The organism is Cryobacterium sp. TMT1-3 (assembly GCF_004402315.1).
GTDB classification, from domain to species: Bacteria; Actinomycetota; Actinomycetes; order Actinomycetales; family Microbacteriaceae; genus Cryobacterium; species Cryobacterium luteum.
Genome location: NZ_SOFW01000022.1, coordinates 1 through 19,382, shown reverse-complemented (window position 1 = coordinate 19,382; position 19,382 = coordinate 1). Strand labels below are relative to the sequence as shown.

Sequence of the window (19,382 nt, the reverse complement as noted above, 5' to 3'; positions counted from 1 at the left end):
ATGAAGTGACCTCTGACCTAACCGATCTGGCGACAGAAATCGCCATTGATCCTCGTCAGGCCATCGGAATTCCGCTGGCCCTGGTCGGTGCCGTCTTTCTGTCTCTCGGCGCCCAATTTCAGCACCGTGGCGTCAACAAGGTTGAGGCGCGCACCGAAGCGGTCACCGGTGGACTCAACGTGCGCCAGCTCAGCTTGCTGCTTGCCCGACCCAGTTGGGTATTCGGTTCGCTCATGCTCGGCCTCGCCATCGTGTTCCAACTCACGAGCCTCGCCTTCGCGCCCATCATCGTCGTGCAGCCGCTCGGGGCGGTCGCCCTCGTCATAACCGCCGTTTTGAACGCCCGCGTCAGCAAGGTCAAACTCAACCGGGCGAGCATCATCGCCATTTCGATGTGCGTGGGCGGAGTCGGCCTGTTCGTGACGGTCGCCGCGTTTACCGCCGTCGACAAGCCGGTCACTGACCAAAATCTGGTGACCATCCTCGTCGTTCTTGCGGTTGTGCTGTTGGCCTTCGCACTCGCCTTCGGGTTTCTGCGGCGTCGATCGCAGGCGATCTTCTACATTCTCGGCGCCGGAGTGCTGTACGGGTTCGTGGCGACCCTGGCCAAGGTCGTCATCAATCGCACCCAGAACGGCAACTTTGAGTGGCTCACCCTCACCTGTGTGCTCGGCCTGTTGCTCGCGGCCGCGCTGGGGGCGTACTTTGTTCAGAACGCCTACGCGGCGGGGCCACCCGATCTCGTCATTGCAGGGCTCACCGTCGTTGACCCGCTGGTCGCTGTCGGAATCGGAATCGTCGTACTCGGAGAGGCCAGCCAGGCGCCGCCCGCAGCGGCGGTGGCGTTCGTCGTCGCCGGGGCGATCGCGATTTGGGGCGTGTTCCTGCTCGCGCGGTACCATCCGCAACTCGATCGCTGACGGGTAAAGAATTTTCGCCTTCCACGGTGCGGGACACCGCGGGGTGGGCACGGTTTAGAATAGTGTTCGAGTGCGCAGCGTCAGTATTGCCAACCGCACCCGAGATTTCCTGCCGGACGATGATCCCCGGCCCAACAACGTAGGGACCACTCCACTTGTCAGATTCGACCGACTTGCTGAGCAGCCCGACCCCGGGCGAAGCCCCCGAGAGCGCTGCAGACGCGCCGACCGAGAAGCCGCGCATTCGCGTGCTCATCGCCGCCGACACGTTTGCCCCTGATGTAAACGGCGCTGCTCGCTTTGCCGAGCGGCTTGCCGCCGGCCTGGTGGACAGAGGCCATGAGGTTCAGATCATGGCACCGGCCGCTTCGCGCAAACACGGCAGCTGGACCGAGATGCACGAGGGCCAGCCGATGGTGGTGCACCGTCTGCACAGCTGGCGCTGGTATCCGCACGACTGGCTGCGTTTTGCCCTGCCGTGGCTGATTCGTGGTGAAAGTCGGCGTATTCTCGATTCTTTCCACCCTGACGTCGTGCATTTTCAGTCGCACATCAATGTCGGGCGGGGCGTGTCCATCGAGGCGGCCAAGCGCAACATTCGTCTGGTCGGCACGAATCACTTCATGCCAGAGAACATGGTGAAGTTCTCCCTCGTTCCGGTGGGCATGCAGGACCGGGTGATAAAGGCTGCCTGGCGGGCCGCGCGGCGTACCTTCGGCCGTGCTGCCGCTGTCACCACCCCCACACGGCGTGCCGCCCAGTTTCTGGAAAAGTATACGGGCCTAACCGGGGTGCACGCCATCTCCTGCGGCATCGATGCCGATAATTACGCGCCGAACTTTGAGTCGCGCACCGAGAACCGTATTCTGTTCGTCGGTCGAGTCACCGGTGAAAAGCAGATTGACGTCTTGCTGCAGGCAGTCGCGCTGCTGTCGCCTGACCTCGACGTGCAGGTCGAGATCGTGGGCGGTGGCGATCAGAAACGTAACCTGGAGCACCTGGCTGACACCCTCGGCATCCGCTCACGAGTCACCTTCACCGGGTATGTGACGGATGACGAGCTTCGCGCGGCTTATTCGCGGGCCACGGTGTTCGCCATGCCGTCTATTGCCGAGTTGCAGAGTATCGCAACGATGGAAGCCATGGCCTCGGGACTGCCCATCGTCGCGGCCGACGCCATGGCGCTGCCACACCTCGTGCACGACCAGGCGAACGGCTACCTGTTCAAACCCAGTGATGCACAGGACCTCGCTGACAAGCTGGCCGTGGTGCTCACCGCCCCGCCGGAACAGCTAAAGGCGCTCAAGCGCGAGTCGCTCAAGCTCATCGCCGCGCACGACATCAAGCGCACGTTGAACACGTTCGAATGCCTGTATCGTGGGGAGCCGGTGAGCGATCTGGTCACCAACGGCGCCGCGTCGCAGACGCCGGAGTAGTCACGTATCTGCGGGTTCGACCGTTCGGTCGTGCCCTTTGGGGCGGTAGCTCAGCTGGTTAGAGCAGCGGACTCATAATCCGTCGGTCCCGGGTTCAAGTCCCGGCCGCCCTACTGTAATTTAGATCTGATCAGGGCTTCTTGTCTGTACCGAAAGGGCAAGACTTGACTCACCCATTGTTTATCCATTGTTTATTCAAAAATATACGGCTTTCTCAGGTCCTCGTAGAGAAGGTGCACGACCCTGTTCGAGTCATCTGGGATGACCTCGAACACCTACGGGTTATGGACACTGAAAGACTCTTGGGGCTCGGTCTCGAGCCCGTTTTGACGACAAGTGAGCTCGCCGAATATGTCGGCGTGCAGGTGCAAGCCATCTATGACCTGCGCACCGACGGTCGTGGGCCCTCCGGCATTCGAGTCGGCCGGGAGATCCGCTACCGTATCTCCGATGTTCGGCGATGGCTCGACAGTCTGCACGTGCCTGAACCGGCTCTGGGCGATCTTGGGGGCGATCACTAGTGGCGGGTCGTCCACGTCTGCCGATCAGCACGTTCGGCTCGATCACAACCGTCAAGCTCGGCCCAGGACGGTTCAGAGCCACGACCGTCTTCCGTGACTGGGACGGACAGTCTCGACAGGTTGGCGCGACGCGTGAGAGTCGAAACGCGGCGCAGGCAGCGCTCAAGGTCGATCTGGCCGCGCGCATGCGTTCTGGTGGCGTCGGCGACTCTCTCGATGCCAGCTCGCCTTTTCCGGTGCTCGCCGCGGCATGGATGGAAGACGTGATGCTCGATGTTGACCGGTCCCAAGGCACGAAAGACACCTACCAACGCGAACTGCGCGTGCTCGTCGTGCCCTTCTTCGAGAACTTCACTATTCGCGAAGTGACCGTTGGCCGCATCGAGCTTTTCCTGAGGCAGCAGCGAGCGCAGTCGTATCCGCGAGCGAAACACTCCCGCACGCTCCTCGGCATGATCCTGGCATTTGCAGTGCGGCGGGAGATCATTCCGCGCAATCCGATGAAGGAGACCTCGCGGATGAAGAAGCCTCCGCACACCCCGAAGGCCCTCACGCCGGACCAGATCGTTGCGATCCGCCTGGCGGCTCGCGAATGGCGCACAGAGCAGGGCCGGATGGGCCCTCGATCCGACGGGCAGGTGCGGGACATCATTGAGGTGATGCTCGGCACCGCTACGCGCATCGGAGAAGTGCTCGCCATTCGGCAGTGCGACGTCGACCTGGACGCCGACCCGCCGCGGCTGAACATCAGCGGCACGCTCGTCGTGCACAATAAGGCCGGCGTGCACCGTCAGGAGCATCCCAAGACCCACGAGTCGAACCGGGTCATCGGCATGCCGCCCTTCGCGGTCGAGGTGATCCGCCAGCGTTTGGCACTGCTCGATCCGGAGGATGCGGAGCACCTGCTGTTCTACTCGAGAGTGGGCACTCCACTCGCGCCATACAACGTCAGGCGCACGTTTCGGGAGATCCTGCGGAATACCGGCCTCGAGGGCCTGAACATCACTCCGCACTCCTTTCGCCGCACCGGTGCGACGCTCCTCGCCAATGAGCTCGGCATGCAGGCGGCGGCCGACATGCTCGGGCACACCTCGACGTCGACGACCAAGGCGCACTACGCCGAGCCAGACCGCACGGTGAAGTCAGAGCCGGCGGAAGTGATGCAGCGGCTGGCGCCTCCACCGTAGAAGTTTCAGACGGGAACCCTATGCGGTGATGCTGCCCAGCACGTCGCCTGTGGACTCAACCGCACTCAGGATCCCCGCCAGTGATCTTGAAAGATCTGTCGGCCGCTCCAGGTAAACGTGGCAAGAACAGCTTCAGTAGGAATTACGCCTACGGAGCAGAACCGGCAGACTGGACGCATGACGACGACTGCGGATCGAAAGCAACGAGTCGACACCGTCTCAAAGGTGCCGCGCTGGGCGTTGTGGGTTGCTCACGCCGTTCCCCTCTGCGTGCTGCCGTCTGGACTTTGGCGTCTCGCAATGAGTATTGGCATCCCCGTTGGCTTCAGTGACGCCGAGCTGCGCGAGGACTACGATTTGCCTGGCTGGGGTGCCGTTTACACGATTGGTCTCGCCGTGGCCCTCGAGTGTCTTGCTCTCCTCACTCTGGGCCTCGTCTACCACTGGGGGGAGGTCGTGCCTCGTTGGATTCCCTTCATCGGTGGAAAGTCCGTCCCACGAATGGCGGCGGTCATTCCGGCCGGAATCGGCGCTGCTCTGATCACCTTAATCACCTTCAGCCAGCTCTCAATGTGGGACAAAGTCGACAGCACCAGCCTTCCTTGGATGGGGCCGTCCTACGCCCCGATTCTCGCCTGGGGGCCGCTTCTCGCCGTGGTCACCGTCGCCTATTTCCTTCGGCGAGGCAAGGCCACACTTCCAGTCTCGTAGCACATGCCCGTGCCCGTAAGCCGAACCCTCTGCGGGTTCAGTATTGATGCGCACGCCAACCGGAACGCAATAGGCTTTCCCGGTGCCATAGTGTCGGACCATGGATCTCTTGGAATCGCCCACGCTCTCAGGACTGCTCGTCACTCTTGAGCCCCTTTCATTCGATCACCTAGCCGAGCTGTGTGAAGCTGCGAACGAGGGCGAACTCTGGCGTACGTGGTACACATCCATACCGCGCCCGGAGGCGATGGCTGCGGAGGTTGAACGCCGACTCAGCCTGCACGAGCGGGGGAAGATGCTCCCTTGGGCCACTCGGCTTGCGTCAACGGGGCGAATCGTTGGCATGACGACCTTTATGAATCCGAGCGCCGATGCCCCACGATTGGAAATCGGCTCTACTTGGCTGGCCGGAAGCGCTCAAGGTACGGGTGCGAACCGAGAGGCCAAGCTTCTCCAACTGACTTACGCCTTCGACGATTTGGAGTGCATTGCCGTAGAGTTTCGCACTCACTGGCACAACCGCCAATCACGAAAGGCAATAGCCGCTTTAGGCGCCAAGGAAGATGGAGTACTGCGCAGCCACTCGGTTGGACCGGACGGTGCTCTCCGCGACACTGTCGTGTTCTCGATTACTGCTAATGAATGGCCAGCCGTGCGCGTGGGACTTCGGCATTCTTTGGCCATGAGGAAATTGTCCCTCCAGTAATTGCGTCACATCGCCGGCTCGGCCGCTCGATTTCGCAAGAACCTCACTCCGTATGACGAACGGTCAGCGGGACGCCTCACCATTCCGATAGGGAATTGGTTACCTTCGACTCCGACTGGTGAAGGAGTACCCTTGCTTCCTGCGCCGACGTGAGGGAGATGAGACGAGAGTCTTGCGTCTTAACATCGGAGGTTCGACCCGCACCGAACTGCGGACTGAACTGGGCTCACGAGGCATCTTGCTCAACGCGTACGCCGACAGGCTGCTCGATCATACGGTCTTCGATCCGCGAGCCCAGGAGGAGATCAACATCATCGAGCGCAATGTAGGTGAACTCGGTCTGCGCACCGGGGCGACGCTACTGGAGGTCTTCGCGGTGGCCCGTGAACGAGGATTTGCGCTCTGCCCTCCGGACACCGGCCCGTATCTCCGGCTCGCAATGGCGTCGCAGGCAAACGCGCCTGATTCGGTTCTGTCCGCCGGCAGGTCACCTGCGGGCGCGCTCAAGGTCGCCTCGGCACCATTAAGTGACGACGTGGCGTTTCCGAAAGGTTTCTATCTACGCGTCGTCGACGGCCAGCAGTGGCTGCGTGGGTTCCGCTGCGACCATGAGTACATATTTTCACCGGAGGACAGGTTCGCATTCCAGCCGTTGTAGATGGGAGCAGCGGGTGCGAAGGGACTCCAGGTTCGTATCGCGAGTTGATGAGCCGTTCGCAAGCCGAACCTTCATCGGGACACTCGGCGACATAGTTCCTGCCGGAGGCACGGGTCCGTTTTGATGGCCTTATGGCAATCTTCTTCTTTGACGGTGACCCGACGCTGTGGGATTTCCAGGCGATGATGAGGCGGGCCCTGACAGCCACGATCGGAAAGCTTCGCAGGCTTCTGTATGGGACCGGAGGAGATACGAGCGTCGAGGCGTTCGTCACCGACAGGGAGGTCGTCGCGGAACGGTTGCGGGGCCAAGTGAGCAACCTAGAGCAGGTGCGGTTCGAGGCCTTCAAGAAGAGCCTCGCCCGCGGGGAAGGTTGGTGCCATGCTGGTGGCGGTTGACCGTGGAATCCATCGACACCTCCCAATTGATCAGCCCGGCGACGTCCGCCCGCGTCAGCACCCCAGGTCCCGTCGGCACTGTAGCGGCGGTGGCGTTCCCAGACCGTCTGCCACGGCCCGAACTGCGGCGGCAGGTCCCGCCACGGGATGCCGGCCCGATTCCGGTAGATGACCCCTCCGTCATAAGACGGTGATCCTTGAACGGACGGCCCAACTTCCCCGCCGATTCAGGCATCAACGGGGCAATCTGCTTCCACTGGGCATCCGACAACACGGCGTAACGAGGGCTCACTCCTCCATCCTGCCGATGAACAGCCCATCATTGGGAGACACGCCCTAGCGGCCACGGTCGCAGTGAAGCCGGTTCCTCAATTCGGAACCGGCGACGTCGATACCCCCCCGAGACTGGGGCATCATCCCCAGCCGTCGCCGGTTCCACCTTTCTGAAGCCAACTCAGCCGTAGGTGGCTTCGCCCGGGCGCTCAGCCGCAGCTCAGCCGGTGCTATCGAGAATCAGGCGCGCCGCTTCCGTTGGTTGGTCCCAGTGCGGGAAATGACCGCAGTTTTCGAACCAGTGCAGCGTTGCATCCGGGAACAGCTCCGTGGCCCGCGCCGCCTCACTGGGAACGGTGACCTTGTCCTTCCGCCCCCATCCAATGACCATTTTGCCCTTGAGCGAACCGGCCGGTGCGCCTTCCTGGCGGGGTCCATGAATCAGCGCGTTGAGGGACGGGTCCAGGCTGGTCGATGTCTTGAACCCGCGAAGCTCGTGCAGGACCAGATCCTGTGGCAGCTTCCAGGGGTGGGCGGAGAACTGTGCAAACAGGGCCGTGCGACCCACAGGGTTGCCCGTGAGGAAGGGGAGCGCCGGTTGGATGCGGCGCACCAGTGCGACGGATGCCTTGATGCTTGTACCAAAGATCGCTGCCTGGCGGTCATTCCAGAATCCACCAGGGTCCAGTGCGACCGTGGTCCCAGCGTGCCCGCGGCGTGCCATTTCCATTACCATCCGCGCGCCCATGGAGCTGCCTACCAGATCAAGGTCACCCAGTTCCGCGTCGCGGATAAAGGCTTCGACGGAATCGGTCAGCGTGGCAATGGTGGTTTCGCCGGTCAGCGGCGCGGATTCGCCGCAGCCGGGGAGGTCGACGGCGATGACATCGCGTTCAGCGGCCAGCGCCGGGATTACCGGGTTCCAGTTGCCAATACTGGAACCGAGCCCATGGATCAGCAGGAGTGGCTTACCGGAGCCTTGCCGGGTTGAGTGCAACATGACTTCACTGTAGGGGCAGTGCAACATATCTGGCCAGAGGCCCGACGGCACAGCGATACGCCGTTAGGCAGCGCATCCAACGCTCAATCGCAGCTTGGGTAGGCAGTCCCATCGACCCGCAAGAGGGACGCTCAGCAGCGCGCCGGATCTGAGGCCGCCCCGACTACGTGCTGAACTTCCCGCTGCTGTGTCACTCGGGAACCCTCAACGGGACGCCACGAGCTCCGAACCCGTCTGTTCGCGCGCGAGCTGAGTCAACATGAAAGAAGGGTGACCGGGTTGCGAAAGCTCGGGGTCAGAAACCCCGACCGGGGAGCGGCCTGGCTCAATCCGTCTTCTGCGGAATCCACTGCGCGAGGTGGTCACTGCTTACGTAGTACAGCAGTCCGTCCCTGAAAACGTAGCCACCGCGCGAAACGTTGATGTCTACTTCGGGTTCCTGGAGATATCCGCTGGTGGAGGCGTTGGCTTCGGATGCTCCGAGATTGATTAGGTCGGACTTCTTGGCTTCCCATTGTTCAGCTGTCATCTCAAGTGCGGCGAAAACGGCGACCTCGCCGCTGTTGGGCACACCCTGTTCGCAAACGAGGCCGTCGTTGTCGGCCAGGAATTGCATGTTGTCGTTCCAGGTGCTGAATACGATCGGCTGCATTCCCCGGGCCGTAAAGTCCTCATACGCGGCAGGGAGAAGGAGCGTGTCGCAGTCGATTTCGACGGGAGCGTCAGTCGCTTGCGGCGTCGAGGTCCCTGATGCCGAATCACCAGTGTTTGGAGCCGAGGCTGCGCATCCAGTCAATGCGAAAATGGCTACAAGTACGGTCAAGTTTCTGGCACCGGACAGCACGTCCCCAAGTTTCCCCATCTCTCCACCGTATCGTCATAGTGACATCGATGTAGCTGCACGAACTTCTGACCCTGGCGGTTGCCTCGCACGGCGTCCCCTTGAGTAGCCCTCTACGGGACGCCATTCACTGGATAAGTGAACACACTCTGTTGCGCGTGATTCGCGGTCCCATGGACCGAACCGGCCGCTAATCCGGTCGTGTCGACTTGGCTAGTTCGTGGATCGCGTCCAGGGGCTCACGCTCTCCAGCTGGACATTGACGACGCTGGGACCAGCAAGGAGAGTGCCAACAGCGGGGAAGTCTTCCTGAGGGAGGATGCTGTCGGTCGGGTCGATGCCGTTGAACTGTCGAACGTTGACCCGCCCCGAGTTTAAGGACGAGAAGATGGCCGGTTGCTCTGCGCCCGCGTACAGATAGGCGTCGTAGCCGCCGGTCTCCGGCAGTGCGGGAAGCGCCGAAATGGGCGACACGGTAATGGACCAGTCACCCGCGCCAGGCCCGACGGTGATCCAGCCTGCCGGGCCAAGGGAGGAGTCAAGGCCATAGGCGACGCTGGCGGAATCGCCTTGATAATCTGCCATGCCAGCCTCGTGATACGTGCCGTCTTCACCATAAACCTGCGCGCCGGACTGCTCATTGGCCCAGTGGCCGGGTGCCCACGTGATCGTGTAGAAGCCAGACTTAGCGTCATCGGGAAAGACAATTTCATCCGCACCGTTACCGGTGACCGTGAAAGCCTCGAACGTCCCGAAGGTCTCGTCCGCCCACGCCTGAGCAGAATCCTGCGCAGTAGGTTCATCCGTCTGGGCGGGAGTCGATGAGGCTGACGATGATGAATCAGGTGCGACGGGTTGCTCTGCTTGACACCCTGACAAGATAACAGCCGCTACGGTCGCTGCGGCCAATACGAATGTCACACGTTTCATAGAATCCCCTTGGTATTTATCGTCTTCTCCGCCTTGAGATAACGTCGTTGGGCTGCGCCTTGGCTACCCACTGTTTCAGATTGAGTTCCGCACTGCCTAAGTTCGTTAGACAATTCGACAGTTGTGGTCGTGTGTGCGAGGTCTAGGCGTGGGGCTGTGGCCCTGATGCAGGCTCTTCAACTTGCGCCGTGACCTTCGATGCTGGACGAACAGAGAGGCCCGCAAGGGGAAAACCCTCTTGCGGAAATCTGATGAAGGTCTCCACCGCATCGCGAGAAGCGGCACCCGGTCGCGGTGTCCCAGCTCTGGCAACACAATTTGAATTTATCTAAGGGCGGTGTCGATCAGGCTGCGGATAGAGTCGTAGTCCGGGTTCTGCGGGTCGACGCCATTATCCGGAACTAACTCAACGGAACCCACCGGTAGGTCTCTAGTCTTGCCTGCCAGGTTGGCGAAGGAGTCGAGCATTCCCTGAGGTACGTCGGTCTTGACGACCTGCTGGCCGGCCTGGGCCACACCTTGGAATTTTGTGAGCACGTTCGCCGGGTTGAACTGTTTGAGGATCGCCTCCTGCAGGATGCGCTGGCGGGCCATGCGGTCGTAGTCGCTCGTTCCGTGCCTGGAGCGGGCGTACCAGGTGGCGTGGTAGCCGTCCATATGCTGCTTGCCCGGCTCGAACCACTCCGCGACACCGCTCAGTGCCTCATCGCCGCCGAGCGGAACACGTTCGGTGACAGTGATGTCTACGCCGCCGAGGGCGTCGATCAGGTCGGAGAAGCCTTGCATGTCAATCAGCACGTAGTACTGGAGGGTGAGGCCGGTGATTCCACTGGCGGCGTCGCGCATGCCTTCAATGCCTGGATCGCTGTTGTCGGCCAAGGCGTTCGGGTACATCTCCGGGCTCTTCAGGGCGACCTCGGTATAGATCGAGTTGAGCATGCAGACATCCACGGCGCAGCGATTGCCGTAGCCGTAGCCGTCCGGGTAGACCGCATTCAATGGCGAGTCTGCCGGGAACGGTACGTCTTCGAGGTCGCGCGGTAGGCCAATGATGTCGGCCTTGCCCGTCTCAGCATCGATGCTGACGACCGACATGCTGTCGGGCCGCATGCCTATCCGGTCGGCGCCAGCGTCGCCACCGAGGAGCAGGATGTTATAGCGGCCGTCAACGGGCGGCTCCGACGGTCCAGCCGCGAAAACCGAGGATAGGAAATCGCTGGCCGTGGTTGCCACAGAGGCACCATACCCGGCGATGCCGACCACGGCCGCTAGCACGACGGTCGCTAGCCCCGCGATAAACGGGCGCGCCTGGGATCGGACCTTCACCAAACGCACTAGCCGGATCGTGTCGACAGTTAAGACAACCCACAGCACGGCATAGAACACCATCGCGGCGGCGATGATCCACAAACCAATCGAGTTGGTGGCAACGGTGAGCAGGATCTCCGGATTCATCGCATATGCGGCGCCGGTCACTACAACAAGGGCGAGGAAACATAGGGTGGCGCGTAGGCCAAACCGGCCAAGGGCCCGACTACCGGCAAGCACTTGAGCGGAGCCGGGGATGAGAATATTGAGGACGACGAGCCACCAGGCCCGCCGGGTCATGAACGTTCGGGATCCGAAGTTCGGGTGCCGGATCGGACTCCTCGCGCTGCTCAACGTTTCGCCCGCAGTGACGTGTTCTGCAGTTCTACATGACGGGCGAGGAGGGCCACCTTACCTCGTTCGACGACAAGGCTCTCCCTATCCACCGCGAATGGCTTGTTGTCGTTCCAAATCTTGACTGCTACGGGCTGCATTCCCACCGTCCCAAAGTCGTCATACGCGGCAGGGAAGAGGAGCATGTCAGAGTCGCTTTTTACGTGAGACGCAGCTGCGGGAGGGAACGAAGTTCCCACGGCCCAATCACGGGTGTCTGGAGCCGAGGCTGTGCACCCAGTCAGCACGAGACCGTTGCAAGTACGGCCAAGTTTCTGGCACGGAACAGTGCGCCCCCAAATTTTCCCCATGCTTGCACCGTATCGCTACAGCGAAAGCAACATCGACTTCGGGGCGACTGCACCGAACTTCTGGCGCTGCCGAAAGCAACCAAATCACTGTCCGTGGACAGAACCTTCACAATCTGTCTCGGTTCCCCCTCCGGTGACATTCAGGTTGAACCGGTTGATTCGGAACCACGCACAGCGTCCAAAGGGTATTAGGAAGCGAGTCTCAGCCTCTGCGACCTCAAGAAGGACCCACTGACGGATTGAGTTCCAGGCCAGCCTGAGGAAAATTTCCCTGGCCAGCAAGGCGCCCAGCAACTCCAGTCTCAGTAACGAGGGCCCCTTCCGTGCGCCCCAGCCGTCGCGTGGAAAGCGGTAGCCTCGGGAGGGCCAGCGCGACGTCGAGGGGCATGATCGGTCGTAACGCAAAGAGATGGTTCGGTCACAGACCGGGCGCAAGGGGACGAGGCTTTGTGGTTGACGCGAGCAGGCGAAGCAAACGGATGATCGGGATCGCACGTCATGGGCGATTGAAACGCTCGAATCCGTACGCCACCGCCCTCAAACTGGTGGCGGCCGTGCTGACCGTGGCCGTGGTGAGCACCTCAGCCGTGGCTGCTGTTGCGGTGTGGAGCTTCAGCAAGACGGTCGACGACAACGCCATCGACATCACCGCTGGCGACACGGCAGCGCCCGTGCCACAGCTCGAAAGCTACGAAAACGGCTTCAACATTCTCATGGTCGGTATCGACAATGATGCGACTCAAAGCGCGGCCTACGGTGAACGCCACGGCACCCGCAACGATGTGAACATTCTCGTGCACGTGTCCGCCGACCACAGCAACGCTGTCGTCGTGAGCATCCCCCGCGACCTCATCGTGCCGCACCCCACATGCACGGATGACGAGAGCGGTGCCGAGTTTTCAGCGATGGCCGCCCGCCCCATCAATGAGGCCATGTCACGGGGCGGGCTACCGTGTGTGGTCAAAACTGTGTCCGAGCTGACGGGACTCACCATTCCGTACGCCGGACTTATCTCGTTCAACGGGGTCGTGCAAATGAGCGACGCTGTCGGCGGAGTGCCCATCTGTCTGGATGCACCCATCAACGACGACTCTGCAGGCCTATATCTGCCCGCGGGCACGAGCGTCGTCGCCGGAGACACCGCACTGGCATTTCTGCGCAGCCGCCACGGCGTCGGCGACCAAAGCGACCTGGCACGGATTTCCTCACAACAGATCTACATGGCCTCACTCATGCGCACCGTACAGGGCCACGGAACACTCACGAACATCCCGACCCTGATCAACCTCGCCAACACTGCGGCATCTAAAATTAAGCTGTCAACGTCCCTCGCCGATATCGACACCATGGTATCCATGGCCCTGGCCCTCCAAGACATCGACCTGGATCGGTTGCTGTTCGTGCAGTATCCCGGCACGACCGGAGACTCCCGCTTCCCCGGCAAGGTCGTTCCCACTGAAGCGGTGGCCGCCGACATGTTCACCAAACTCGCCAGCGATGAACCCTTCACCCTCCCTGGAACAACGCCAACACCGGCACCAACACCGGATGCACCGGTGCCGGTCGAAACGTCAACGCCTGCGACGACCGAAAGCATCGTCCCCACTCCACAGCCGACCGTTCAAGCGTTGGACGGACTCACCGGTCAAACAGCGCAGGATGACTCGTGCGCCCAAGCCGCCACCGGGTGACAGCGATCACACCGCGCTATAAAGCGCACGAAATAGGCGTAGGTGTTTCCGGACCGCCACGCACAATATCTTGTCCTTCACCTGAGTTGTCCAGCAAGCTGAATCCTCTACGGGACGATCAAAAGTCGGATGTTGGCGCGCTCTCTCTTGAGACTGCGCGAACAAGAGCCCTGTGACCAAGGCGCAGCGCCGGCCGCGCCCCACTCACGAGGGCTGCGCCGAATCCCGGGGGTGCAGTTACGCCTACCGCTCCGGTAGTGCGGAAAGTTTCGTCCACTGTTGCGGTGGCCGAATTTCGGCCGTGATCAGGGTCCGGTCGTAGGCCACTCACGCGTCCCTTTCGATCAGCAGCACGCGCGCGAGCTCATTGCCGGTGACCTTTGACCGCGTGCGGCTGGTCTCCAGCGCCGTTGGAGTCGTTGCGCGCCTGAGTCGTCGCGATCGCCGGTTCTGAGACGAATTCGTCATCCCCGACATCATTAGGAAAGAACGCAAATGAAGGGGGACGTAGTGACGGTCATATGCAAGTTGCGACAGTGGTAAAGATTCGGCCCAACTCACAAACAGACCAGGAACTCATCGACCAGTGCATTGATGGCGACCGCAGGGAATTCGCGACGATTTTCAGGCGGCACAGCCGAATCGTCTACGCGGTAGCGATTACCGTCCTGCGGAATCCCACCGACGCCGAGGACGTGCTGTCTGATACTTTTCTCACTCTGTGGCGCAAAAGAGCCACGGTCAACTTCATTGAAGATTCTGCGCTTCCGTGGCTGATCGCCACCGCCAGATACCAAGCGATGAATCGGCGGCGAACTGCGTCCCGGGAGGCCTCGATCTCCCTCAACGATGAGATCGACACGCACTCATCAGCCGGCGCGGACGTGATCGCCGCGGAACAGCAACTGACAAGGCGGCTCGACGACATCATCGCCGGGCTTAGGCCGTTGGAACAACGAATCGTGCAATTGTGCCTCGTCAACAATCTCAGCTACGAGCAGGCCGCCACCAAACTCGGCGTCAGTCACGCAACCGTGCGAAATCGGCTGTCGAGAGCGCGCTCTCAATTACGACACGAACTCCAACTACAGGAGGATTCCTATGAACAGACGCACTGACCCACCCAGCACCCTCATCCCCGACGATGCCGCCTTCACTCGGATGGAGCACGACCTCTTTCAGCGGATTGCCGCAGACGAAGCGGCGCCGATGGTTCGGCCCGTCCCAGTTCGACCGAGCACGTCGAAGCCGGCCAAACGGATGACGCGACGCCGGTGGGTGGGTGTCATGGCCGCGGCCGCAGCTGTGACCATCGTCACGATGCTGACGTCCAACCTGGTAGGCCCGAACGCTGCAACGGCGGAGGCAGCGGAAGCACTCCGCAGTGCCGCAACGACGACGATCACGACCTCCGACCCCGTCGTCGGCCCCGGCGAATACCTCGCCGTGGACACGACGGAAGCTGCTACCGGGTCGTATGTGGATTTCGCCATTCAAGTCGGTCAACGTGCCGTGCTGTACGTGCCATTTGACCGGGACGACGTCTGGGTTGAGTCCCGACAAACTCTGCCCGCCGGGGAGACCTACGGCAACGTTGAGAAGGCCCAGGTCGAAATCGACCGGCTCTCGAGCAATCCAGGCAACGGCGATATCGTCCTCCGCGACGGCCAAGCCGGCCAATTCATCGAATACGGTGACAGATCAGGATCACAGATCGCCCTGCTTCCCACCGACTCCAACGAACTCCTCACCTACCTGTATGACCAGGTCCAAGCCGAGGGATCGTCCCGGTCCACTGATGAACACGTCTTCATGGACATCTCGGACCTTCTACGAACCGGGTTGGTGCCGGCTGCGGTGCGCGCATCGCTGTACGACGTCCTGGCCCGGGTGCCGGGTGTCTACTTATCGGACGGTCAAGCCAACCTCGACGGGCGAACCGGTGTCGGCATTAGCCGGAAGTCCTCCGATTCATACATCGAACAGATCATCATCGACCCCTTAACCGGACTCGTCATTGGAATGCGAACACTCACCATAGAAGCCGACGGCTACTTTCCGGCCGGTACCGTCACACAACTCACGTCCGTGAAAACCCTCGTCGTCGGCGACGCTCCTCCCGGGCCTTTCCGCGAACAGTCGCCGCCAGGATAGGTGAAGGACAACATGGATCTCGATGAATGGCCAGCAGCCGAGCCCGCTGCCACGTATTGGATCGACATCACGTACGTCCTGCAGGAACTGCCAGCAACGAGTTGACGGCAGAGTCAGCGGTTCCCGGAATACCATCCGCGGGCCGCTGACACGCGCAGGGAATTCATGGATCCGTCCGCAAAAGGAAACCCCTACGGGACGCTTTCAGCGGTTGAGAAGTTCGCGCGAGTGGACGACAGTGGCGAACTCGTCGTGGAGATTGATCGCGGTTACTCGGGAAAGTTCCTCGGCGCTGATCATGCCACCTTCGAGGTCTGCCCTGTCAAATGTGTGAGTTGCATCTATAGCAAAATAGACGGTGTATCCCAAGTTTCCGCCAACGCGAGCTGTTGTTTCGCAGCAGTGATTGGTGGTGATGCCACAGATCACAATGATCGAGATAGCGTTTTTGCGAAGCCAGGAGTGAAGATCGGGTGTGCCGTGAAAACTTGAGTTGACCGTCTTTTGGACCAACAAATCTGGAGTACCGGACATGTAGCTTTTCAACGCATAGCCAGGGTTGCTGGGGTGCAGCGGGGAGAGCGGACTAGAAGAATTATGCTGCACGAAGACGACCGGTCGCGAAAGCCTGTGCCACTCGTTCACTAACGCTGCGATGTTCTGATCGCAGTCCTCGTTGTTTCGCGGTCCCCACCATTCGACTTGGTCAAATCCTTGCTGAGCGTCAACGACGATCAGGGCGGTGTGGTCATCGATCGAGGGTAGCTGTGTCACGATTTAGAACTCCTTATAGGTTTCAGATCAACGACAGAAATGATTGGTCCCCAGCTGCCATGTGGACCGGGACCGCGTCAGACATCATTCAGCATCCCACGACTGCGCACCACGTCAGTTCGACACCCACGGTGGGACGCAGACGCGATCTCACAAGCCGGAACTCTAATGTTCCAGAACGATCAATACGGCCGGCGGCACGCCGGTCGCTCAGAGTTCCCGCAAGGGGAACCCCAACTGGGATTCCCAGGACCTGGGACTGCCGCTGGCTCTGAGGTTCGTGCTCGGCATCGGACTGGTCCGGATAACGATGAACCCCCGCGATGATCATCGGGGGCACCGCACCGTTGGTTAACACGATCCACGCATCGTTCATCACCCTCGGCTCCGCGTTGATCCTTGGCTACGGGGCTCCTAGCGCCAGATGGTTCTTAGTTGGCAGACGCGAGGTCGTGCAGTCGTTGCTGTCGCTCATACAGCTCACCCTGCCTCCGGTCGAGGCATTCGGAGATGGAGGCGAGTTCGGCGCGGAGATCCGGGCATAGTTCAAGCCACGTGCCGTGGTCACCGACGCGAGCGCAGTCGAGGTAGCGTTTGACGGAGGCGGTGTTCAAGCCTGCGTCGATCATGGTCTTGATCTGTGCGACTCGGACGATGTCCTCTTGGGCGTAGTCGCGGTAGCCTGCGCTGCTGCGTTCGGGGATGAGCAGGCCGCGCTCTTCGTAGTGGCGCAGCGCGCGGGCGCTGACCCCAGTCTTGCTGGCGAGTTCGCCAATCTGCATCGCTGTCTCCTCTCATCAGGCTTGACCTTCACACTAGCGTCAGGCCGTACGTTCTTGTTCGTGACTTCTTTAACAACACTTCAGGATGCCTATATCTTCCACGGCTACGGGGCCGTCCCAGACGATCACTGGTTCGGCTGGCTCGCTCGGCAACTCGACGCCGCCAACATCCGGACCGTCGTCCCTGCACTGCCAGACTCTCGCGCGCCCGAGGCGCCCCGCTGGCAGGAGACCGTAAGCGCTGCCGTGGGCGAGATGGGTGAGGACACGGCCGTGATCGCGCACAGCCTCGGCTGTCTCGCCGTACTGCGGCACTTGGCGTCCCTCACCGGCGTGTGGCGGCTAGGAAGCCTCGTCTTGGTGTCCGGGTTTCTCGATCCGCTGCCGGTGCTGCCGGAGTTGGACAGCTTCATCGGTGCCGGTTGCGATGTGACCGGGCTAAGCAAACACATCGACCGGGTTATCGTGATTCGCTCCGACGACGATTCCCTGGTGCCTCTCTCTCACACGGATCGGCTGGCTGAACTTCTCGGGGTCAGGGCCGTGGTGGTCCCCGGAGCAGGGCATTTCCTCGCCGCCGATGGCCACAGCACCCTGCCCGCCGCGTACGACGCCATCGTGTCCTGAATCCGCTTCCGTTCGAAGGGATTTCCATGTACTTCCGGATGGCCGTGCTGATCCTCGGTATCTTCTGCGTCGGCACTGCCGAACTCTCACCCAGCGGGATGCTCGGAGAACTCTCCCGCGACCTGTCGGTGACCATCCCCACCGCAGGCCTGATGGTCACTGTCTACGCTCTTACTGTGGTGGTAGGCGGCCCGATAGTCACGGCGGTCACCACTCGTTTTCCCCGCAAGTACCTGCTTGTGCTGCTCTTGCTGGTGTCAGTGCTCGGGAACGTGCTGTGCGCGCTCGCGCCGACGTTCGCGATCCTGCTGGTCGGAAGGATGATAGCTGCCATCATCCACGGCACGTTCTTGGCGGTGTGCGTCGTGACGGCAAGCAGCCTGGCTTCTGCCGAGAAGCGAGGCTCTGCCGTAGCTGGCACCCAACTCGGCGTGAATCTCGCAACCGTCCTCGGGGTGCCGTTAGGCACACTCATGGCACAGCAGATCAACTGGCGCGCCACCTTCGGCAGCGTCGCCGTGCTCGCTCTGATCACGTGTGTGATGATCCTGATCGCGATCCCCGCCAACGACAAGGCCGTGGATCCAACCTCGGTGCGGCACGAGATACGGGCGTTCACGAACTGGCAGGTCACCGGCACGGTGCTCGCCACGGTGCTATGTTCAGGCGGCATGTTCACTGTGATCACCTATATGGTGCCGCTGCTCACCGACGTCAGCGGGTTCCCCGCCGCCTGGGTGCCCGCCGTGCTCCTCGCGTATGGTGGCGGGTCGATCGCCGGGAACTTCATCGGAGGCCGGCTCGCCAATCGCTCTGTCGAGGCCACCGTCGGGTGGCTCTCCTGGGCGCTCACAGCCGCATGCGTTCTTTTCTGGATCGCCGCCCCCTCCGCAGCCGGAAGTGCTGCGTTTCTGGTGCTGTTCTCCATCGCGACGTTCGCACTGATCCCCGGTCTGCAAGTCAGGATCCTCGCGACGGCGGCGGACGCGCCGACCCTATCCCTGACGGTTAACATGGCCGCTTTCGCGCTCGGCGCGGCCGTTGGCTCGTGGGCCGGTGGCCAGGTTATCGCCACGGGACTCGGCCTCCGCGCGATCGCCCTGGCCGCTGCCGCTTTCAGCCTGTTCGGGGCGCTCGTGATCGCACAAGTGGTCTATGCCGCCCGAGACCGAACCGGATCGACCAGCGGTGAAACGTCTCCGGCTGGAGAGGATCAGCCCGTTTCCTTAGTTGGGAGCGATAGGCCTTGATGGTCTGTTGAAGATTTGGCTGACTCCAGAAATGCATAGCGAGCTCCCGATCGCAGTATGCCTCTCGGCCACCCTCGGGGTCAGCAGTAATGGCCCCACCACATCATCGGTTCAGCACAAGTTGGCAAATGGATCGATGGGGCTCATCACTCATCACTCATCACTCATCAGGGCGATCAAGGATCATGACGATGTCGACTCGCGGGGTTCGCGCCTACGCACGGACGGGATGTTGAAGCGAAACGCGATCAAGCATTAGGACGAAACTCCACTGAATACCCAACACCGCAGCATCCAAAGTTAAACGTCCGCAAACGCAAGAACTCAGGTTGATGCCGATACGCGACAAGCAGATCGGACAACAGTAAGGGGCGTCCCGCATAGACACCGCGTTATTGTCCCGCAAGCCGGAGGCGGATTCAACCGGTCGTCGCAACACTCGATTTTTGTGAGGTGTTGTACGTGTGGTTGAAGAATGAGTTCGTTAAGAAACAGGCGCGGTTTTGGGTGT

Annotated in this window: 19 protein-coding genes, 1 tRNA gene and 1 pseudogene; 14 read left to right on the top strand and 7 right to left on the bottom strand. The window is 61.3% G+C overall.

Going from position 1 to position 19,382, the window contains the following annotated elements:
* The first annotated feature begins 5 nt into the window (after positions 1-5).
* From E3O25_RS07295 to E3O25_RS16935, 9 genes are all read left to right on the top strand, one after another.
* Positions 6-920 carry a DMT family transporter gene (locus tag E3O25_RS07295; protein WP_092112585.1) on the top strand — a complete coding sequence of 305 codons (915 nt, stop codon included), beginning with the start codon at positions 6-8 and terminating at the stop codon, positions 918-920.
* A gap of 155 nt (positions 921-1,075) precedes the next feature.
* A complete protein-coding gene (locus E3O25_RS07290) occupies positions 1,076-2,356 on the top strand; it encodes a glycosyltransferase (RefSeq protein WP_370448737.1) in 1,281 nt (426 codons plus the stop codon).
* A gap of 39 nt (positions 2,357-2,395) precedes the next feature.
* Positions 2,396-2,469: transfer RNA gene (locus tag E3O25_RS07285), tRNA-Ile, on the top strand.
* A 171-nt stretch (positions 2,470-2,640) separates the two neighbouring features.
* Positions 2,641-2,877: an AlpA family transcriptional regulator gene (locus tag E3O25_RS07280; protein ID WP_134360837.1), complete on the top strand. Its 237-nt coding sequence runs from the start codon at positions 2,641-2,643 to the stop codon at positions 2,875-2,877.
* The gene (locus E3O25_RS07275; RefSeq protein WP_134360836.1) at positions 2,877-4,064 is read left to right on the top strand and encodes a site-specific integrase; all 1,188 of its coding nucleotides are present in this window, start codon (positions 2,877-2,879) and stop codon (positions 4,062-4,064) included. The genes E3O25_RS07280 and E3O25_RS07275 overlap by 1 nt, the downstream gene beginning before the upstream one ends.
* Positions 4,065-4,364: 300 nt before the next feature.
* The gene (locus E3O25_RS07270) at positions 4,365-4,775 is read left to right on the top strand and encodes a hypothetical protein (RefSeq protein WP_198410967.1); all 411 of its coding nucleotides are present in this window, start codon (positions 4,365-4,367) and stop codon (positions 4,773-4,775) included.
* Positions 4,776-4,875: 100 nt separating this feature from the next.
* Complete coding sequence (locus E3O25_RS07265; RefSeq protein WP_092112577.1) at positions 4,876-5,481, top strand: GNAT family N-acetyltransferase; 606 nt, start codon at positions 4,876-4,878, stop codon at positions 5,479-5,481.
* Between the two features lie 172 nt (positions 5,482-5,653).
* Entirely contained in the window at positions 5,654-6,139 is a 486-nt protein-coding gene (locus tag E3O25_RS07260) for a hypothetical protein (RefSeq protein WP_241988532.1), read from the top strand.
* Positions 6,140-6,270: 131 nt separating this feature from the next.
* Complete coding sequence (locus E3O25_RS16935; protein WP_166805995.1) at positions 6,271-6,537, top strand: hypothetical protein; 267 nt, start codon at positions 6,271-6,273, stop codon at positions 6,535-6,537.
* A 74-nt stretch (positions 6,538-6,611) separates the two neighbouring features.
* On the opposite strand, the pseudogene E3O25_RS17890 reads toward E3O25_RS16935, so the two are convergent.
* The 5 genes and pseudogenes from E3O25_RS17890 to E3O25_RS07235 all read right to left on the bottom strand — a co-directional run.
* A pseudogene (locus E3O25_RS17890) lies at positions 6,612-6,707 on the bottom strand (transposase); the annotation flags it as partial.
* A gap of 323 nt (positions 6,708-7,030) precedes the next feature.
* Positions 7,031-7,810 carry an alpha/beta fold hydrolase gene (locus E3O25_RS07250; RefSeq protein WP_241988531.1) on the bottom strand — a complete coding sequence of 260 codons (780 nt, stop codon included), beginning with the start codon at positions 7,808-7,810 and terminating at the stop codon, positions 7,031-7,033.
* Between the two features lie 325 nt (positions 7,811-8,135).
* Complete coding sequence (locus E3O25_RS07245; protein ID WP_092112573.1) at positions 8,136-8,462, bottom strand: hypothetical protein; 327 nt, start codon at positions 8,460-8,462, stop codon at positions 8,136-8,138.
* A gap of 402 nt (positions 8,463-8,864) precedes the next feature.
* Positions 8,865-9,581, bottom strand: coding sequence for a hypothetical protein (locus E3O25_RS07240; protein ID WP_134360831.1), 717 nt, complete (start codon positions 9,579-9,581; stop codon positions 8,865-8,867).
* A gap of 324 nt (positions 9,582-9,905) precedes the next feature.
* Positions 9,906-11,189: an LCP family protein gene (locus E3O25_RS07235; RefSeq protein ID WP_134360830.1), complete on the bottom strand. Its 1,284-nt coding sequence runs from the start codon at positions 11,187-11,189 to the stop codon at positions 9,906-9,908.
* A gap of 883 nt (positions 11,190-12,072) precedes the next feature.
* Between E3O25_RS07235 and E3O25_RS07230 the strand changes: the two genes are divergently transcribed.
* The 3 genes from E3O25_RS07230 (at position 12,073) to E3O25_RS07220 (ending at position 15,438) form a co-directional block, all read left to right on the top strand.
* The gene (locus tag E3O25_RS07230; protein ID WP_134360829.1) at positions 12,073-13,284 is read left to right on the top strand and encodes an LCP family protein; all 1,212 of its coding nucleotides are present in this window, start codon (positions 12,073-12,075) and stop codon (positions 13,282-13,284) included.
* Between the two features lie 521 nt (positions 13,285-13,805).
* Entirely contained in the window at positions 13,806-14,402 is a 597-nt protein-coding gene (locus E3O25_RS07225) for an RNA polymerase sigma factor (protein ID WP_092112563.1), read from the top strand.
* Complete coding sequence (locus tag E3O25_RS07220) at positions 14,386-15,438, top strand: CU044_5270 family protein (RefSeq protein ID WP_092112561.1); 1,053 nt, start codon at positions 14,386-14,388, stop codon at positions 15,436-15,438. The genes E3O25_RS07225 and E3O25_RS07220 overlap by 17 nt, the downstream gene beginning before the upstream one ends.
* Positions 15,439-15,642: 204 nt before the next feature.
* Here E3O25_RS07220 and E3O25_RS07215 read toward each other — a convergent pair whose 3' ends face one another.
* Both E3O25_RS07215 and E3O25_RS07210 read right to left on the bottom strand, forming a co-directional pair.
* The gene (locus E3O25_RS07215; RefSeq protein ID WP_166787665.1) at positions 15,643-16,212 is read right to left on the bottom strand and encodes a cysteine hydrolase family protein; all 570 of its coding nucleotides are present in this window, start codon (positions 16,210-16,212) and stop codon (positions 15,643-15,645) included.
* Between the two features lie 431 nt (positions 16,213-16,643).
* Positions 16,644-16,994: a MerR family transcriptional regulator gene (locus tag E3O25_RS07210; RefSeq protein WP_134360828.1), complete on the bottom strand. Its 351-nt coding sequence runs from the start codon at positions 16,992-16,994 to the stop codon at positions 16,644-16,646.
* A 60-nt stretch (positions 16,995-17,054) separates the two neighbouring features.
* Here E3O25_RS07210 and E3O25_RS07205 point away from each other — a divergent pair, with 60 nt between their 5' ends.
* A complete protein-coding gene (locus E3O25_RS07205) occupies positions 17,055-17,621 on the top strand; it encodes an alpha/beta hydrolase (protein WP_092113099.1) in 567 nt (188 codons plus the stop codon).
* A 38-nt stretch (positions 17,622-17,659) separates the two neighbouring features.
* Complete coding sequence (locus E3O25_RS07200) at positions 17,660-18,871, top strand: MFS transporter (RefSeq protein WP_166805994.1); 1,212 nt, start codon at positions 17,660-17,662, stop codon at positions 18,869-18,871.
* Positions 18,872-19,382: the final 511 nt, after the last annotated feature.

Excerpts from the sequence above, each read along its gene's own strand:
- E3O25_RS07280 (WP_134360837.1), top strand. The coding sequence starts at position 2,641 with ATGGACACTGAAAGACTCTTGGGGCTCGGTCTCGAGCCCGTTTTGACG.
- E3O25_RS07270 (WP_198410967.1), top strand. The coding sequence starts at position 4,365 with ATGAGTATTGGCATCCCCGTTGGCTTCAGTGACGCCGAGCTGCGCGAG.
- E3O25_RS07265 (WP_092112577.1), top strand. The coding sequence starts at position 4,876 with ATGGATCTCTTGGAATCGCCCACGCTCTCAGGACTGCTCGTCACTCTT.
- E3O25_RS16935 (WP_166805995.1), top strand. The coding sequence starts at position 6,271 with ATGGCAATCTTCTTCTTTGACGGTGACCCGACGCTGTGGGATTTCCAG.
- E3O25_RS07250 (WP_241988531.1), bottom strand. The coding sequence starts at position 7,810 with ATGTTGCACTCAACCCGGCAAGGCTCCGGTAAGCCACTCCTGCTGATC.
- E3O25_RS07245 (WP_092112573.1), bottom strand. The coding sequence starts at position 8,462 with ATGCAGCCGATCGTATTCAGCACCTGGAACGACAACATGCAATTCCTG.
- E3O25_RS07240 (WP_134360831.1), bottom strand. The coding sequence starts at position 9,581 with ATGAAACGTGTGACATTCGTATTGGCCGCAGCGACCGTAGCGGCTGTT.
- E3O25_RS07235 (WP_134360830.1), bottom strand. The coding sequence starts at position 11,189 with ATGACCCGGCGGGCCTGGTGGCTCGTCGTCCTCAATATTCTCATCCCC.
- E3O25_RS07230 (WP_134360829.1), top strand. The coding sequence starts at position 12,073 with ATGATCGGGATCGCACGTCATGGGCGATTGAAACGCTCGAATCCGTAC.
- E3O25_RS07225 (WP_092112563.1), top strand. The coding sequence starts at position 13,806 with ATGCAAGTTGCGACAGTGGTAAAGATTCGGCCCAACTCACAAACAGAC.
- E3O25_RS07220 (WP_092112561.1), top strand. The coding sequence starts at position 14,386 with ATGAACAGACGCACTGACCCACCCAGCACCCTCATCCCCGACGATGCC.
- E3O25_RS07210 (WP_134360828.1), bottom strand. The coding sequence starts at position 16,994 with ATGCAGATTGGCGAACTCGCCAGCAAGACTGGGGTCAGCGCCCGCGCG.
- E3O25_RS07200 (WP_166805994.1), top strand. The coding sequence starts at position 17,660 with ATGGCCGTGCTGATCCTCGGTATCTTCTGCGTCGGCACTGCCGAACTC.